At 67.4% G+C, this 16,209-nt stretch carries 16 protein-coding genes and 2 tRNA genes; 9 read left to right on the top strand and 9 right to left on the bottom strand.

Features of this window, described 5'->3' with window-relative positions; translation table 11 throughout:
• Positions 1–123: 123 nt before the first annotated feature.
• Together IED13_RS18995 and dps are read right to left on the bottom strand one after the other, a co-directional pair.
• On the bottom strand, positions 124–2,943 hold the full coding sequence (locus IED13_RS18995) for a valine--tRNA ligase (protein ID WP_191125108.1): 2,820 nt from the start codon (positions 2,941–2,943) through the stop codon (positions 124–126).
• 147 nt (positions 2,944–3,090) lie between these two features.
• Entirely contained in the window at positions 3,091–3,648 is a 558-nt protein-coding gene (dps, locus tag IED13_RS18990; RefSeq protein WP_191125107.1) for a DNA starvation/stationary phase protection protein Dps, read from the bottom strand.
• 242 nt (positions 3,649–3,890) lie between these two features.
• On the opposite strand from dps, the gene IED13_RS18985 reads away from it, so the two are divergent.
• Positions 3,891–4,121 carry a hypothetical protein gene (locus IED13_RS18985; RefSeq protein ID WP_133564231.1) on the top strand — a complete coding sequence of 77 codons (231 nt, stop codon included), beginning with the start codon at positions 3,891–3,893 and terminating at the stop codon, positions 4,119–4,121.
• A gap of 6 nt (positions 4,122–4,127) precedes the next feature.
• On the opposite strand, the gene IED13_RS18980 is transcribed toward IED13_RS18985, so the two are convergent.
• The 4 genes from IED13_RS18980 to IED13_RS18965 all read right to left on the bottom strand — a co-directional run bounded on the left by IED13_RS18980 (position 4,128) and on the right by IED13_RS18965 (position 7,495).
• Entirely contained in the window at positions 4,128–4,715 is a 588-nt protein-coding gene (locus tag IED13_RS18980; protein ID WP_191125106.1) for a PopZ family protein, read from the bottom strand.
• Between the two features lie 181 nt (positions 4,716–4,896).
• A complete protein-coding gene (locus tag IED13_RS18975) occupies positions 4,897–6,213 on the bottom strand; it encodes a TolC family outer membrane protein (RefSeq protein ID WP_248311264.1) in 1,317 nt (438 codons plus the stop codon).
• 259 nt (positions 6,214–6,472) lie between these two features.
• Entirely contained in the window at positions 6,473–7,111 is a 639-nt protein-coding gene (locus IED13_RS18970) for a protein-L-isoaspartate O-methyltransferase family protein (protein WP_038367419.1), read from the bottom strand.
• Positions 7,112–7,420: 309 nt separating this feature from the next.
• Positions 7,421–7,495, bottom strand: a tRNA-Asn gene (locus tag IED13_RS18965).
• 168 nt (positions 7,496–7,663) lie between these two features.
• Between IED13_RS18965 and IED13_RS18960 the strand changes: the two genes are divergently transcribed.
• Positions 7,664–7,737: transfer RNA gene (locus IED13_RS18960), tRNA-Cys, on the top strand.
• Positions 7,738–7,857: 120 nt separating this feature from the next.
• Complete coding sequence (locus IED13_RS18955; RefSeq protein ID WP_191125105.1) at positions 7,858–9,312, top strand: cryptochrome/photolyase family protein; 1,455 nt, start codon at positions 7,858–7,860, stop codon at positions 9,310–9,312.
• Between the two features lie 7 nt (positions 9,313–9,319).
• Here IED13_RS18955 and IED13_RS18950 read toward each other — a convergent pair whose 3' ends face one another.
• Positions 9,320–10,105, bottom strand: coding sequence for an SDR family NAD(P)-dependent oxidoreductase (locus IED13_RS18950; protein WP_191125104.1), 786 nt, complete (start codon positions 10,103–10,105; stop codon positions 9,320–9,322).
• Positions 10,106–10,275: 170 nt separating this feature from the next.
• Between IED13_RS18950 and IED13_RS18945 the strand changes: the two genes are divergently transcribed.
• From IED13_RS18945 to IED13_RS18935, 3 genes are all read left to right on the top strand, one after another.
• The gene (locus IED13_RS18945) at positions 10,276–10,992 is read left to right on the top strand and encodes an alanyl-tRNA editing protein (protein ID WP_191125103.1); all 717 of its coding nucleotides are present in this window, start codon (positions 10,276–10,278) and stop codon (positions 10,990–10,992) included.
• Positions 10,993–11,160: 168 nt separating this feature from the next.
• On the top strand, positions 11,161–12,015 hold the full coding sequence (sseA, locus tag IED13_RS18940) for a 3-mercaptopyruvate sulfurtransferase (RefSeq protein ID WP_191125102.1): 855 nt from the start codon (positions 11,161–11,163) through the stop codon (positions 12,013–12,015).
• Between the two features lie 26 nt (positions 12,016–12,041).
• On the top strand, positions 12,042–12,557 hold the full coding sequence (locus IED13_RS18935) for a cupin domain-containing protein (protein ID WP_113252351.1): 516 nt from the start codon (positions 12,042–12,044) through the stop codon (positions 12,555–12,557).
• A gap of 143 nt (positions 12,558–12,700) precedes the next feature.
• Here the strand turns inward: IED13_RS18935 and tsaA are convergent, their stop codons facing one another.
• Positions 12,701–13,192 carry a tRNA (N6-threonylcarbamoyladenosine(37)-N6)-methyltransferase TrmO gene (tsaA, locus tag IED13_RS18930; protein ID WP_191125101.1) on the bottom strand — a complete coding sequence of 164 codons (492 nt, stop codon included), beginning with the start codon at positions 13,190–13,192 and terminating at the stop codon, positions 12,701–12,703.
• A 5-nt stretch (positions 13,193–13,197) separates the two neighbouring features.
• A complete protein-coding gene (locus IED13_RS18925) occupies positions 13,198–13,404 on the bottom strand; it encodes a TOBE domain-containing protein (protein ID WP_038367435.1) in 207 nt (68 codons plus the stop codon).
• A gap of 127 nt (positions 13,405–13,531) precedes the next feature.
• On the opposite strand from IED13_RS18925, the gene modA reads away from it, so the two are divergent.
• From modA to modC, 3 genes are read left to right on the top strand one after another with little or no spacing between them, the layout of a single operon-like run.
• Entirely contained in the window at positions 13,532–14,335 is an 804-nt protein-coding gene (gene modA / locus IED13_RS18920; protein ID WP_191125100.1) for a molybdate ABC transporter substrate-binding protein, read from the top strand.
• 10 nt (positions 14,336–14,345) lie between these two features.
• A complete protein-coding gene (gene modB, locus IED13_RS18915) occupies positions 14,346–15,044 on the top strand; it encodes a molybdate ABC transporter permease subunit (protein ID WP_038367440.1) in 699 nt (232 codons plus the stop codon).
• On the top strand, positions 15,041–16,138 hold the full coding sequence (gene modC / locus IED13_RS18910) for a molybdenum ABC transporter ATP-binding protein (protein WP_191125099.1): 1,098 nt from the start codon (positions 15,041–15,043) through the stop codon (positions 16,136–16,138). Before modB ends, modC begins: the two co-directional genes overlap by 4 nt.
• The last annotated feature ends 71 nt before the right edge of the window (positions 16,139–16,209 follow it).

Raw genomic sequence — 16,209 nt, 5'->3', positions numbered from 1 at the left:
CGCCATATCGCGCATGGCGGAGTTGCGCCATGCGCATCTAAGCGATGTCCAAGGAGAAGGCGAGTCCTCTCTTACGGTAACGTCAATTTGAAGACGCAGCGGTGGCCGGAATGCGGTGGCGGGTCAGGCCAGCCGCGCCAGCGCCTCCGCGATCTTCGTCTTGCGCGCTTCCGCCGCGGCCTTGCGCTCGCGATTCTCCTCGACGATCTCGTCGGGCGCGCGGGCCATGAAATCGGGGTTGCCGAGCTTCTTCTCGACCACCGCGATGTCCTGGTCGAGCTTGGCCAGTTCCTTGGTCAGGCGGGAGCGCTCGGCTTCGAGATCGATCAGGCCGGCCAGCGGCAGCGCCGCGACCTCGCCGCGCACGATGATCTGGGCCGACTGCGCCGGAGCCGCCGTTTCGAAAGCGATGTCGGAGACGCGGGCGAGCCGTTCGATCATCGGCCGCCAGCTCTCGATGGTCGCGCGCGTCGCGGCCGAGGCGTTGACGAGGACGAGCGGCGCCTGCGTGCCGGCCGGCACGTTCACCTCGGAGCGGACCGAGCGGATATCCGAGATCAGGTCGACGACGAAGCCGATCTCGGCTTCTGCCGCCGCGTCCTTGAGACCGGAGAGATCCGGCCAGCGCGTGAGGCAGACCAGCGCGTCATCGCTGGCGGCGAGCTTGCGCGGCGCGCCGGCCCCGGCCTTCTGGGCCCAGAGCTCTTCCGTCAGGAAGGGCATGAAGGGATGCAGGAGCTGGCAGATCAGGTCGATGATGTAAGCCACCGTCGCCTGCGTCTCAGCCTTCTCGGCGGCGTCGACGCCCTCGCCCTGCAGCACTGGCTTGGCAAGTTCGAGATACCAGTCGCAGAACTGGTTCCAGACGAAGCGATAGGCCGCGCCCGCCGCCTCGTTGAAGCGGAAGCTCGGGATGCCGGCGGCAATGTCCTCGGCCGCTTGCGCCGCCTCGCTGAGGATCCAGCGGTTGAGCGGCTGCCTGACATTGGCCGGATCGAAGCCTTCCGCCCGCGCGCAGCCATTGATCTCGGCGAAGCGCGCGGCGTTCCAGATCTTGGTCGCGAAGTTGCGATAGCCCTCGACGCGCTGGGTGCTGAGCTTGATGTCGCGCCCCTGCGCCGCCATCGCCGCCAGGGTGAAGCGCAGCGCATCGGCGCCGTACTGGTCGACGAGCACCAGCGGATCGATGACGTTGCCCTTCGACTTCGACATCTTCGCGCCCTTCTCGTCGCGAACGATGGCGTGGATGTAGACGTCCTTGAACGGCACCTCGTCCATGACGTTGAGGCCCATCATCATCATCCGGGCGACCCAGAAGAAGATGATGTCGAAGGCGGTGACGAGCGTCGCCGTCGGGTAATAGTGCTTCAGCTCGGCCGTCTGCTCGGGCCAGCCCAGCGTCGAGAACGGCCAGAGCGCCGAAGAGAACCAGGTGTCGAGCACGTCCTCGTCGCGCGTCAGCGCAACGGTGTCGCCGTAATGCGCCATGGCGAGCGTCTGCGCCTCGGCCTCCGACTCGGCGACGAAGACCTCGCCATCCGGCCCGTACCAGGCCGGGATCTGGTGGCCCCACCAGAGCTGGCGCGAGACGCACCAGGGCTCGATGTTCTCCAGCCAGTCGTAGAAGACCTTGGTCCAGTTCTCGGGCGTGAATTTGGTGCGGCCATCCTGGACCGCCTTGATCGAGCGCTCCGCCAGCGGCTTGACGTCGACATACCACTGGTCGGTGAGCCAGGGCTCGATCACGACATCCGAGCGGTCGCCATGGGGAACCGTATGGCCGTGCGGCTCGACCTTCGCCAGGAAGCCGCGCTCGGCCATCATCGCGACGACGCGGCGGCGGGCCACGAAGCGGTCGAGCCCGTCGAGCGCCAGCGTCTCGCCGTCCGGCTTGGCGCCGGCCAGGAAATCCTCGTTGCCGGCGAGCAGGATGCGCGCCTCGCCGTCGAGGATGTTGACGACGTCGAGCTGGTGGCGCTTGCCGACCTCGAAATCGTTGAAGTCATGCGCCGGTGTGATCTTGACCGCGCCGGTGCCCTTCTCCGGGTCGGCGTAATCGTCGGGCACGATCGGGATGATGCGGCCGACCAGCGGCAGCACCGCCTTGCGGCCGATCAGATGGCCGATCGTCTCGTTGTCCGGATGCACGGCGATGCCGGTGTCGCCCAGCATCGTCTCCGGGCGCGTCGTCGCGACGGTGATGAAGGTCGAGGCGTCGTCCGCGTCGTAGGTCGCACCTTCGAGCGGGTAGTTGAAATAGTAGAGATGGCCGTTCGGGTCGCGATTCAGCACCTTGTCGAGCTTGGCCGGGTCGAAGGCCTCCTCGCTGCCGCGCTCCCATTTGAACGAGCCGTTCTTCTCGATCTGCAGCACCTCGATGTCGGAGATCGCGGTCTGGAACTTGGGGTCCCAGTTCACGAGCCGCTTGGCGCGGTAGATCAGCCCCTGCTTGTGCAGGCTGACGAAGACCTTGAGGACGGCGGCCGACAGACCCTCATCCATGGTGAAGCGCTCGCGCGACCAGTCGCAGGAGGCACCGAGGCGGCGAAGCTGGTTGACGATCGTGCCGCCCGACTCCTCCTTCCACTTCCAGACCTCGGCGAGGAAGGCCTCGCGGCCCATCGTGCGGCGGTCGGTCTTGTTCTCGGCGGCGAGCTTGCGCTCGACGACCATCTGGGTCGCGATGCCGGCATGGTCGGTGCCGGGCTGCCAGAGCACGTCCTTGCCGCGCAAGCGCTCGAAGCGGCAGAGCACGTCCTGCAGCGTGTTGTTGAGCGCGTGGCCCATATGCAGCGAGCCAGTCACGTTCGGCGGCGGGATCACGATGCAATAGGGCTCCGCGCCAGGCTGAGCTCCCCTGCCCGCCTTGAAGGCTCCGGCCTCGTCCCAGGCCTTGCTGATCCGGGCCTCGACGGCTGCCGGCTCGAAAGTCTTGTCCATCATCGCATCGCTCGAACGCAGAAAGGCCGGGGAACCTGCCCCGGCCGGAAAAATCACGGGCCAAAAGGTCTCGGCCCTTAAGAGCCCATGCACGGGCCGCGCGTCAACGTTTTCGATGATGCGCCGCACCCTGCAAGGCCAGCATGGACCTCAGGCGAGGTTCGACTGCAGGAACCAGAGCGACTTGTCGAGCATGCGGGAATAGGCGGTGAGGATGTCGGCGGAATCGGCATCGCCGGCCTCGTCGCAGGCATCGATCGCCTCGCGCACCTTGTTGCCGGCATCCGCGTAACGCTGGATCAGCGCTTTGAGATGGTCCTGAACCGGGACGATATCCGTCGGATAGGGCTTGAGCGACGTCGCATCGGCCGTCGTCTGCACGGTTCCGAGCGCAATGCCGCCGAGCTGGGCGATGCGCTCGGCCACGGTGTCGACATGCTCGTCGAGATCGGCACGGAAGCCGTCGAGCATCAGATGGACGCCGATGAAGCCCGGCCCCTTCAGATTCCAATGCGCCTGCTTGGTCACCAGCGCCAGATCGATGCCGTCGGCAAGGCGCTCATTGAGCAGCCCCACGACCTTCGCCTTGGTGTTCGATGCCAGCTCGATTCTGCTCGACTTGACGATTTTCGCGGGAGCCGATGTCTTCGCCACCGCCCTGGCGGCAGGGGCTGTCTTGGTTGCGGGATTTTTGCCGGACTTGGCCATGGGTGAGATCCCCTGAGGAAGGAAGCGGGGCCTGCGCGAGTTGCGCGGCTCGCGCCCCTCCTACGCCTCAGACGATCGGTTGTTCCCGCCCCGCATCGCCGCGATGGCACGGAACCTCCGTCGCGGCGGGCGGTTGCACCCACAAGATCAGCACGGGAAGAGCCCGCCCGCCGCGCCGGGCATTGCTGTCGCCCGCTCAGCGGCACCGCGCAACCGCAAGGTCAGATTGTGAGGACAGGCAGATGAGATTACTGGTTCACGCCCTGGGCGCCTGGATCACCGTGGAAGCCGCATCCGGCCGCTACCCACGCCCGTTCGCGATCGGCCTGACGATGCTGGTTTCGCGGCTCGGCGCACCGACAGCCGCGCTCGCGATGGCAGGTTTCGCGCTCAAGCGCCTCGACGAGGCAGGGGCCTTCGACGGCTTGCGGGCATCACGTCCGGCCGCGAGACGCGCTCGCAGCACCGAATAAAGCTGACTAACTGCGCCCGCCGCGCGCGACACGCTCGATCTCGGCCCGGACCAGACGCTCGACCATCAACGGCAGGTTGTCGTCGAGCCAGGTCTTCAGCATGGGCTTGAGCATGTCCTTGACGAGATCCTCGAGCGTCCGCGCATTGCTGCTGAGCACGGTGTTGGCAAGCTGCCCGAACGCGCTGGTGACGGCGGAACTCGCCTGATCCGACAGGAGGCTCGCCATGTCGACGGGCCGCGGCGCCGGTTCCGGCTGGGGTGCGGCAACAGGGGCCGGCGTCGGTTCGACGGGGGCCATGGTCGCGACCGGAGTCGGCGGCTCGGACTCCTCGGTCTCGCGAAAATCGACATCAGCCTCGGCTTCGGCCGGGGCGGTGGGCGCAGGTGGCGGCTCGACGGCGGGAGGCACGACGAACGCGGCCTCCGTGCCGAGATCCAGCACGTCGTCGTCGATCGAAGCCGGCACCGGCTCGGGGGCCGGAGCCTCAACCTCGGCTTCGGCGGGCTTGGCTTCGTCGTCGGAAATGATCCGGCGGATGGAGGCGAGAATCTCCTCCATCGACGGTTCATTGGGCTTGGCTTGCGCGTTCATGACAGTCTGGACCGTTGGACAGCGCGCGCGCCGATGGAATCAACGCCGCTCCAAAGCGGAGTATTCCATGAGACTCCGGGCAGACAAGGCGGCAAAGCCTTATCCCACAGGAGAAAACAGCGCTGTTGCCCGAATGTGCCGCCCCTGCCCGGGGCGGCCTTGCGCGGAACTGTGCCGGAGCTCAGCGCCCGTCCGGGGTCTGGGTGCCCCACCAGAGGTCCTTGACCTGGTCGTAATGCTGCCGCGAGTCGTAGTTGGCCGTCTTCAGCTTCAGGGTCTGGGCCGAAAGCTTGCCGACCGCCGAGAGCACGGAATAGGAGGCGACGACACGGTCGCGCTGGGCCGACACCAGGTTCGACCGGGCGCTGACCAGTTCCTGCTGCGCGTTGAGGACATCGAGCGTGGTGCGCTGGCCGACCTTGGCCTCCTCACGCACGCCGGCGAGCGCCGTCGAGGAAGCCTCGACCTGGGCCTGAGCCGCGATGATCTGCGCCTTGGCGGCTTCGAGCCCGCCCCAGGCGGAGATGACCGCGGCGCGCACCGTGTCGCGCTGCGTGTCGACGTCGATGCGACGCTGCCCGGCCGTCTCCTTGGCCTGGCGGGTGCGGGAATAGACCAGGCCGCCCTCGTAGATCGGGATCGTGAGGGAGCCGACGATGCTGGCCGAGGTGCGGTTATCGCCGAAATACTGGTTGTCGTAACGCTGCTGGACCGAGCCGGTCAGGCCGATGGTCGGCCCGAGATCGGCCTGCGTCACCTTGACCTGGAGCTCGGCCGCGTCGACGCCATGGAGCGCCGCGATGATCGCCGGATGGCCCGCGAGCGCCTGGTTCACCGCCACGGGCAGCGATTTCGGCAGAAGGTTCTCGACCGGGCGGCCGGGGGCGAGCGAGCGCGGCTCGGTGCCGACATTCTGCCGGTAGCGCGCCACCGAGGTCTTCAGGTTCGATTCAGCGAGAATCGCCTGGGACTGCGCCGAGGACAGGCGGGCTTCCGCCTGCGCCACGTCGGTGCGGGTCACTTCGCCGACCTGAAATCGGTCGCGCGTCTGGCGCAGCTGCTCCTCCAGAACCTCGACGTTGTTGCGGTTGAGATTGAGGATCGCCGTGTCGCGCAGCACGTTCATATAGGAGGTCGCGGCATCGAGCAGCACATTCTGCTCGGTGTTGCGCAGGGTTTCGCGCGCACCGAGGACCTGCGATTCGGACTGGCTGATCGAATTGCGGGTCTTGCCCGAGTCGAAGATGTTCTGGGTGATCTGCACGCCGGCGCCGCGTGGATTGAGCCGGGTCGTGAGGTTGTTATGGAAGGCGGACGAGGCCGCCCCGGCGGGAACCGACGAATCGAGGACGCTGGCGCCGATATCGGCGGAGGCCGTGATTCGGGGCCGATAGCCGGCGCGCGCCTGCGGGACGTTCTCGTCTGTCGCGCGCACCGAGGCGCGCTGGGAGTTCAAGGTCGGATTGCCCGCATAGGCGCGGGCCAAGGCCGCGTCCATGGTTTGGGCTTGCGCGGCGGCACTCCAGCCGCCTGCAAGCACCAAAGCCAGAACGGCGCTGACGCCGAATCCGAAACTCTTCTTATCGCTTCGTCGTTCCACTGGACGCCTCTCGTGCGCACTAAAGTCGCGCCCAGGCATCGCCCCAGCCTCGGCATAAGTTGTCATTTCATACCCTTACCGGCGCTTCGAGCCAATGCAATGGCCGCGCCGGACTGGTTTCCGTGAACAGGTGCCGTAAAAATGCGACACCTTAAAATCAAAAAACGAAGGCCGGCGGACGCCGGAACTCCGCCAGTTCCGGCGCTGCCGCGTCGAAAACGGTACGCCCGGCAACAACATCTGCCGATTTCTGGTAGAGTTTCACGCGGGCGGCGCGCCCCTGCCCCTCCACCACGATCAAGCGACCTTCGGGACGCAGGAGCGAAAACAGATTCCGCGGTTCGAGCTCGCAGGAGCCGCTGACGAGAATGGCGTCGAACGATCCCGCCGCGGGCTCCTTGTCGGCGACGGAGGCGCCGCTGCCGGCGGCCGCGAGTGCGGTGGCGGCCAGGGCGCGGGCTTCGCCATCGGGCTCCCACAACGTCGCCTTCGCCCCCATCCGGTCGATCAGCGCGGCGCCATAGCCCGTGCCGCCGCCATATTCGAGGACATCCTCGCCCGGCTCGATATCCAGCGTCTGGATCATGCGTGCGATCACCATCGGCGTCATCAGGGCCCGGCCCGTGCCCGGCAGCCCGATGGCCTGGTCGAGATAGGCGAGATGAGCCAGGCTCTCGGGGACGAAAGCCTCCCGGGGGACCTCGTCCGCAGCGGCCAGCACGGCCCGGTCCGTGACGTCATAGGTCCGCAACTGGCAATCGACCATGTTGCGGCGAAGCCCGGTGAAACCTTCCATGCCCTGAACTCTCCGTCCGCGACGCGGTCCGGCCGTAGCCTCAGACCTCTTGCCCGAAGCCGGCGCGGCACCGCCGCTCATGGCAGCTTTCTGTTCGAGTGCGGCGCAAAAGGCAAGCGCGCTCGCATCCCGCGAGCGTCGCATGCGCCTGCCGGATCGAGCGACCGGCGGCGGAATTTCCCGAAGAAGGCGGCCATCGTCTCGTAAGCTTTGAGCCTGTGCGGGCCGGGGGGCAGGCCCGGCACGACCTGCCCTGCCCGGGAACGAAAAAGGGCCTGAGCGATCTTTCGCTCAAGCCCTTGAATTCGCTGGCTCCCGGAGCAGGATTCGAACCTGCGACCAATCGATTAACAGTCGATTGCTCTACCGCTGAGCTATCCGGGAACGGTGGCCGGGGTAATAGCGGCGTGATCCCGACAGCGCAACCCCCTTTGCGACCGCAAAACACATCTTCATGTCGGACAGGTGAAAGATGCGATGCCGGGTTGCGGTGCGTCCCGGCTTGTGGTTATAGCCGCTCTCGCGGATGCGGCTGGGCCGTTTTCGCCGGAAGGCCTCGTGGCGGAGTGGTTACGCAGAGGACTGCAAATCCTTGCACCCCGGTTCGATTCCGGGCGAGGCCTCCAAATAATCTTCTTGAAAACCGATCGTCTGGCTCCCGCGTATAGCGTCCGGGGCGATTGCGATGGCTGCCGCGCCGTTCGGCAGGCCACCGTCCGTCCCCCGAGAAGCTCTGGCGAGGTCCGATGACGCAGCGCAGCCTGCACTGGTTCCGGGACGATCTGCGGCTCGCCGATAACCCCGCCCTCACCTGCGCAGCGGAATCGGACGCTGTCCTGTGCCTCTATATTCTCGATGAAGACGGCGAGCGGCGCCCTCTCGGCGGCGCGGCGCGCTGGTGGCTGTCGCGCTCGCTCGCGGCGCTTTCCGCCGCATTGACCCGCAAGGGCGGCCGGCTGGACATCCTGCGCGGCGCCCCGACGACGCTGCTGCCGGCCCTCACCGAGGCGGCGGGAATCGAGCGCGTTACCTGGAACCGCCGCTATGAGGCGGGATCGATCGCGCTCGATACGCGACTCAAGGAAAGGCTTTCCAGCGCGGGAATCGAGGTCCGCAGCTTCAACGCCAGCCTGCTGAACGAGCCGTGGCAGGTGACGACGCGCACCGGCCAGCCGATGAAGGTTTTCACGCCCTATTGGCGCGCGGCGCGCGAGCGCGGCGAGCCGGCAGCGCCTTTGCCCGCGCCCTCCCGAATCCGTTCCTTCCCGCTGCCTGATTCGTTCGGGAAACGCGCGCTTGCCCTGGAAGAGCTCGCTCTCGAACCGACGCGGCCGGACTGGGCCGGTGGCCTGCGCGACGCCTGGACACCGGGCGAGGACGGCGCGCGGGAGCGGTTGGAGGATTGCCTGGGCGATTCGCTTGCTGGCTATGCGGAAGGACGCGACCGCCCCGACCGCGACTCGACATCGCGGCTCTCGCCGCATCTGCGCTTTGGCGAGATCGGCCCCCGCCAGATCTGGCATGCGCTCGGAACGGCGCGTGACAATGGCGAGGCGGTTGGCTCGGCGGCGGATGCCGAGAAATTCCTGTCCGAGCTCGGCTGGCGCGAATTCTCCTATCACCTGCTTTTCCACAATCCCGAACTGGCGACGCGGAATTACGATGCGCGCTTCGATGCCTTTCCGTGGAAGGCGGACCAGCAGGCCTTGCGCCGCTGGCAGCGTGGCCGGACAGGCATTCCGCTCGTCGATGCCGGGATGCGCGAGCTCTGGGCCACGGGCTGGATGCACAACCGCGTGCGGATGGTCGTAGCCTCGTTCCTCATCAAGCATCTCCTGCAGGACTGGCGGGAGGGCGAAGCCTGGTTCTGGGACACGCTGGTCGATGCCGATCCGGCCAACAATGCCGCGAGCTGGCAATGGGTGGCGGGGTCCGGGGCCGATGCCGCGCCCTATTTCCGGATATTCAACCCCGTCACGCAGGGGCAGGCCCATGATCCGAAAGGCGCCTATGTCCGGCGCTGGGTGCCCGAGCTGGCCGGGCTTCCCGACACAGAGATCCACGCGCCGTGGAAAGCCTCGGAGGAGACCCTGCGTGCAGCGGGCATCCGGATCGGCGAGACCTACCCTGCCCCGCTCATCGACCTCGCCCTCGGGCGCCAGCGCGCGCTCGACGCTTTCGCCACGATCCGCGGCCGTTGACGTCGGTTCAACGCTGCCGGTCGACGACTCTGGAGAGCAGCGCGAAATAGGCCGGATAGGGCAACAGCCGGGCCGCCTTCAGTATCCAGGCGAGACGGCGCGGAAAGGTGATCTCGAAGCCGCCGCGCTCGAAGCCGTCGACGATTCGCCGCGCGCTCTCCTCGACGCTCATCAGAAAGGGCATGGCGAAGCGGTTGCGCCGGGTCATCGGCGTGTCGACGAAGCCCGGATTGACGAGCTGAAGCCGAATCCCCGCGCGGCGGCAGTCCAGATACAGGGCCTCGCAGAGATGGATCGCCGCTGCCTTGGAGGCGCCGTAAGCGGCTGCGCCGATGAGGCCGCGATAACCGACGAGTGAGGCGTTGACGGCGATCTGCCCGCGACCGCGCTGCGTCATGGGGCCCAGCGCCGCCGACAGGCCCTTGGCGACACCGAACAGATTCACCGCCATCGCCGCTTCGACGTTTGCGGGCTCGAACGGGCCGCCCGTAGGGCCGGGGGCGACGCCGGCGTTGAGGAAAGCGAGCGCGATCGGCCCGTGCACGGTCTCGACGGCTTCGACGATGTCCCGCATCGCCTGTTCATCGGTGACGTCGCCGGCATGGGCGACGATCCGGCCGGGCAGGCTTTCGGCCTCGCGTGCGACGGCCTCGAGCGCGTCGGTCCGGCGGGCGGTGACCGCGACCGTCCAGCCGCGCCGCGCGAGTTCCAGCGCGACGGCAGCGCCGATGCCGGAGCTGGCGCCGGTGATCCAGGCGACGCCGTCCGTCGGTTTCATGCGGGGCAAGGCCATGGCGGCTCCGGATTGGTCGATACCGCCATCTAGGCATTGAATCGGGGGGCGGTAAGCCTCGCAGGCTGCATCATCCCCGTTATCCCGCCAATGAGGTGGCACACGCCCGGCAATCGGTGCAGTCTGCGGGCCGAAGGTGCCGCGAGCACCGCGAGCGAGACGACGAGATCATGCCGACCGAACTGCTGTTCCGCCAGGATGCCTATCTGAAGGAGACGCCGGCGACCGTGGAAGCCGTCAACGAGCGCGGCGGCATCGTCCTCGATCGGACGATCTTCTACGCGACCGGCGGCGGCCAGCCCGGCGATGCCGGGCATCTGCGCCGGGCCGACGGCAACCTGATCGCGATCGGCACGACGATCTACGACCCCGAGGACAAGAGCCGCGTCCTGCATGTTCCCCTCGAAGGGCAGCCGGCGCCCGCGCCCGGCGAAGCTGTGACCGCGATTCTCGATTGGGAGAGACGCCTCAAGCGCATGCGCATCCACACCGCGCTCCATCTGCTGAGCGTCGTGCTGCCCTACCCCGTCACCGGCGGCTCGATCGGCGACGGCGACGGCCGGCTCGATTTCGACATTCCCGAGGGCGGGCTCGACAAGGCCGAGCTGGCGGAGAAGCTCAATGCGCTCGTCGCCCGCAATGCCGACGTGACCGAGCGCTGGATCACCGACGCGGAGCTCGACGCCAATCCGGGGCTGGTCAAGACGATGTCGGTGAAGCCGCCGCGCGGCTCCGGCCGGGTCAGGCTGGTCGCGATCGGCGATATCGACCTCCAGCCCTGTGGCGGCACGCATGTGCGCAACACCGCCGAGATCGGCCTTGTCGCCGTCACCGACATCGAGAAGAAGGGCAAGCAGAACCGGCGCGTCCGCATCGCGCTGGCCTGAGAAGCGGTTTTCGACGGAAGCACACCGTCATTCCGGACCAGCGGCGAAGCCGCGCCGATCCGGAATCCATTGTCGGGCGATGCTCTCTACGATGGATTCCGGGTCAAGCCCGGAATGACGGCGCGGTTCCAATAACCAACAAACCTCGAATATCCCCAAGGACATCACATGGCCCGCGAAGACGTTTTCGTATCGACCGATTGGCTCGCCGAGCGCCTGAACGCGCCAGACGTCATCGTGGTCGACGGTTCCTGGTATCTGCCGGCCCATGGCCGCGATCCGCATGCCGAATTTGCCGAGCGGCGCATTCCCGGCGCGGTGCATTTCGACATCGACGCGGTCAAGGATACCGGCTCCGACCTGCCGCATATGCTGCCCCGGCCGGAGGCTTTCGCGGCGGCGGTCGGCGCCATGGGCATCGGCGACGGCATGCGCATCGTCGTCTATGACGGGCTCGGCCTGTTCTCGGCGCCGCGCGTGCGCTGGACCTTCCGCACCTTCGGCGCGAAGGACGTGGTGATCCTCGAAGGCGGCTTCCCGAAATGGGAAAGCGAAGGCCGGCCGATCGAGCACGGCCCGCCGCGCGCCCGCTCCAACCGCAGCTTCACCGCGAGGCTCGACCATTCCGCCGTCGCCAGCGCCGAGGATGTCGCCAAGGCTCTCGCCAATGGCACGCAGGTCGTCGATGCCCGCCCGGCCGACCGCTTCCGCGGCGAGGCGCCGGAGCCGCGCGCGGGTGTCCGCTCCGGCCATATGCCGGGTGCGCGCAACGTGCCGGCGACCGCGCTGATCGCCAATGGCAGCCTGAAGGACCCGGCCGCGATCGCGGCCGCCTTTACCGAGGCGGGCATCGATCTCGACAAGCCGCTGATCACGAGCTGCGGCTCGGGCGTCACCGCCGCGATCCTGTCGACGGCGCTGGAAAGCATCGGCAAGCCGGGACGCGCGCTCTATGACGGGTCCTGGGCCGAATGGGGTGCGAGCGACCGGCCTCTGGCGACCGGGCCGGCGAAGACGGCCTGAATTCGGACGGACAACAGGAGGGTGCCATGAGCGATCATTCGCACGACCACGACCATCCGCACGATCACGCCCATGACGAGCCACGCTGGAAGCATGACGGCGTGCGCGTCATCACCGGCGACAAGCTCGATCCCAACACCGCCCAGACGCCGGGCATGTTCCGGCAGGCGGCGATCAACCATGCCCGTGTCGGCGCGCAGAAGATCTGGGCCGGCACGGTCGCGATCGAGCCCAACGCCAAGACCGGCGTGCATCATCACGGCGCGCTCGAAAGCGTGATCTATGTGGTGAGCGGCAAGGCCCGGATGCGCTGGGGGGACCGGCTGGAATTCGTCGCCGAGGCCGGGCCGGGCGATTTCATCTATGTCCCGCCCTTCGTGCCGCACCAGGAGATCAACGCCGATCCCGACAACCCGCTGCAATGCGTGCTGGTGCGCTCGGACAACGAGGCGGTGGTGGTCAACATCACCGATGTCGACCCGGTCGAGAAGCCGGAAGAGGTCTATTGGGTCGACCCGATCCACAAGCACCCGCACGGGTGAGCGGGAGGGTTCCCATCGAACCGCGCCGTCATTCCGGACAAGCGGCGAAGCCGCGCCGATCCGGAATCCATCGAAGGGCGCCAACGCTCTGGGATGGATTCCGGGTCAAGCCCGGAATGACGGCTTGGTTCGATTGCGAATTTTCACCCCGTCTCGAAATCGCCCGGCTGCGGCGGGGCGATCGGCTTGAACAGGGTGCGATCCGGCTTGATGTCGAGCAGCGGCGTCTCGTCGAGGCAGTCGAGCCCGCGCACCAGCAGGACCGGGCCTTCGCGCGCGACCAGCGTCGCGATCGAGGTGCCGATCGGATTGGGCCTGACCGGCGTGCGCAAGGCGAAGGTGCCGCGGGTCTCGCCGTTGTTGGCCGGACTCTGGCGGACGAGATCGCGGCGCGACTGGTGCAGCCAGTACAGCACCTCCAGCCGCTCGAAGCGCTCGATGCCGTCGAGCGCCTGATCCCAGGGCGCGAAGAGTTCGATGCGGCAGATCGGTCCATCCGCCCTGCCCTGACGTGGGCAGGCCAATCGCGAGGTCCATGGCGTGCGGATCGTTCCGATGAAAGCGAGGCCGGCATCGGTCGCCTGCGGCGGCGCGACGGCGACCTCTTTGTCGCGGATCTCGTTCTCGCGGACCATCGAAATCAGTCGATCGCGATCATCACGTCGGACGCTTTCACCACGGCATAGGCTTCCTTGCCAACGGTGAGGCCGAGATCGTCGACGGCCGCATTGGTGATCGAGGCGGTGACGACCGCGCCGCCGATGTCGATGCGGATATGGGCGGTGGTGGCGCCCTTGGTGATCTCGACGATTCGGCCCTTGAGCTGGTTGCGCGCGCTGATCTTCATCGTCGCTCTCTCTTTGGTGATGTGTCGGTCACGCGGTCGCAGCCGGCCGTCCTTGACTTGGCCGAGGGCGCACGGCAACCATCGCTATATCCAACGATATACAACGATAAGCGCAGCGAGGGACAGCATGATCAACCGCCGGACGATGCTCGGGATGGGCCTGGCTCTTGCGATGGGCCTCGCCCCGAGCTTCAACGCCGCCCAGGCGCAGACGAAGGATCTCGTGATCTTCGCTGCGGCGAGCATGAAGAACGCGCTCGACGAGGCCGCCGCCAACTGGGTCAAGGAAACCGGCAAGCCCGCGCCGAAGATCTCCTATGCCGCGAGCAACGTGCTCGCCAAGCAGATCGAGAGCGGTGCGCCGGCCGACCTCTTCGTCTCGGCCGATCTCGACTGGATGGACTATGCGGCGAGCAAGAACCTGATCAAGCCGGATACCCGCGTCAGCCTGCTCGGCAACAAGATCGTCCTGGTCGGCGCCAAGGATACGACCCTCAAGGTCGAGCTGGCGCCGGGCGTCGATCTGAGCGGCGCGCTGGGTTCGAGCCGCCTCGCCATGGGCAATGTCGATTCCGTGCCGGCCGGCAAATACGGCAAGGCCGCGCTCGAGAAGCTCGGCGGCTGGGACAAGGTGAAGGACAAGATCGCGCAGGCCGACAATGTTCGCGCCGCCCTGCTCCTTGTTTCGCGCGGCGAGGCGCCGCTCGGTATCGTCTACGCCACCGACGCCGCCGCCGACCCGCAGGTCAAGGTCGTCGCGACCTTCCCCGAGGGCTCGCACCCGCCGATCGTCTATCCGGTCGCCGTGACCAAGGATTCGGCCAATCCCGACGCCCAGGCTTTCCTGACCTATCTGCGTGGGCCCGCGGCCAAGCCGGTCTTCGAGAAGCAGGGCTTCACCGTCCTCAACAAGCCCGCCTCGTCGTCGTGAGCCTGCCGGCTTGAGCCACTGGCTGACTCCCGAGGAATGGACGGCGGTCAGGTTGAGCCTGATCGTCGCCACGACCGCCACACTCGCGAGCCTGCCGCTCGGGCTCGTGGTCGCGCTCCTGCTGGCGCGCGGACGCTTCTGGGGCAAGTCGCTGCTCGATGCGGCGGTGCATCTGCCGCTGATCATGCCGCCCGTCGTCACCGGCTATCTGCTGCTGATCGGCTTCGGCCGGCGCGGGCCGATCGGCCAGTTCCTCTATGACTGGTTCGGGATCGTTCTCTCCTTCCGCTGGACCGGTGCGGCGCTGGCCTGCGGCGTGATGGGCTTTCCCTTGATGGTGCGGGCGATCCGGCTCTCGATCGAGGCCGTCGACCGCAAGCTGGAGGCGGCCGCCGGCACGCTCGGCGCCAATCCGCTCTGGGTCTTCCTCGTCGTGACGCTGCCGCTCTGCGTGCCCGGCATCCTCGCCGGCATGATCCTGTGCTTCGCCAAGGCGATGGGCGAATTCGGCGCGACCATCACCTTCGTCTCGAACATCCCGGGCGAGACACAGACCCTGCCCTCCGCCATCTATACCTTCACCCAGGTTCCCGGCGGCGAGACGGGCGCGATGCGATTGACGATCATCTCCATCGCGATCTCGGTCGCCGCCCTCTTCCTCTCCGAATGGATGGCGCGTCTGGTCGGCCGGCGGATCGCCGTCGAATGACCACGCCCGTCCTCGACATCGCCGTCCGGCACCGGCTGGGCGACTTCCAGCTTGATGCGGCCTTCCAGTCGCAAGGGCGATTGACGGCGCTGTTCGGCACGTCGGGCTCGGGCAAGACCTCGCTGGTGAACGTGATCGGCGGGTTGATCCGCCCGCAGGCGGGCCATGTGCGGGTCGAGGGCGAGGCGTTGCTCGATACAGCGCGCGGCGTCTTCCTGCCCAAGCATCGCCGGCGGATCGGTTACGTCTTCCAGGAGGCACGGCTGTTTCCGCATCTCACCGTGCGGCAGAACCTGCTCTTCGGGCATTGGTTCGTGCCGCATGCCGTCCGAAAGCCGGCCGAGCTCGACAAGGTGCTGGAGCTGCTCGGCATCGGCCATCTGCTGAAGCGGCGGCCGGGCGCGCTCTCCGGCGGCGAGAAGCAGCGCGTCGCCATTGGACGTGCCCTGCTGGCGCAGCCGCGCCTGCTCTTGATGGACGAGCCGCTCGCCGCGCTCGACGAGGCCCGCAAGGCCGAGATCCTGCCGCATATCGAGCGGCTGCGCGACGAGGTCGGCATCCCCATCGTCTATGTCTCGCATTCGCTCGCCGAGGTGGCGCGGCTGGCGACCACCGTCGCCATCGTCGATGCCGGGCGGATCGCCGCCTGCGGGCCGACGGCCGAGATCCTCGCGCGCGTCGACCTCGCCTCGCGGCCCGGTGCGCCGGAGGCGAGTGCGGTGCTCTCCGCTGCGGTGACGGGCTTCGACGAGGCCTTCGGCCTCGCCCGGCTGGCGACGCCGGCGGGCGAACTCGCCATTGCCCGCGGCGCGCTCAGGCTGGGGCAGCAGCTGCGCGTGCGGATCATGGCGAGCGACGTCATGCTCAGCCTTGCACCGCCTGAAGGAACCAGCGCGCTCAACGCCCTGCCCGGCACGGTCGCGGAGATCGGCGAGCGGACGGGCGAAGGCGGCAGCACCGTGCATCTGCGGCTCGATTGCGGCGCTGCGAATCTGATCGTGCGGTTGACGGCGAAATCGGTGGCGAGTCTTGCGCTGGCCATCGGCAAGCCGGTCTACGCCATCATCAAGAGCGTCTCTGTCGAGACGCCCTGAGGTCATCTGCAAAAAAGGCACAGCCGCGCCCTTGACCTTCCCATGATGGGAAGCCCCATATGAACCGTCAT

The sequence above is a fragment of the Allobosea spartocytisi genome (assembly GCF_014764685.1).
Classification (GTDB): Bacteria; Pseudomonadota; Alphaproteobacteria; order Rhizobiales; family Beijerinckiaceae; genus Allobosea; species Allobosea spartocytisi.
The sequence above is the reverse complement of the archived record's forward strand: the minus strand, read 5'-3'. Positions and strand labels throughout refer to the sequence as shown.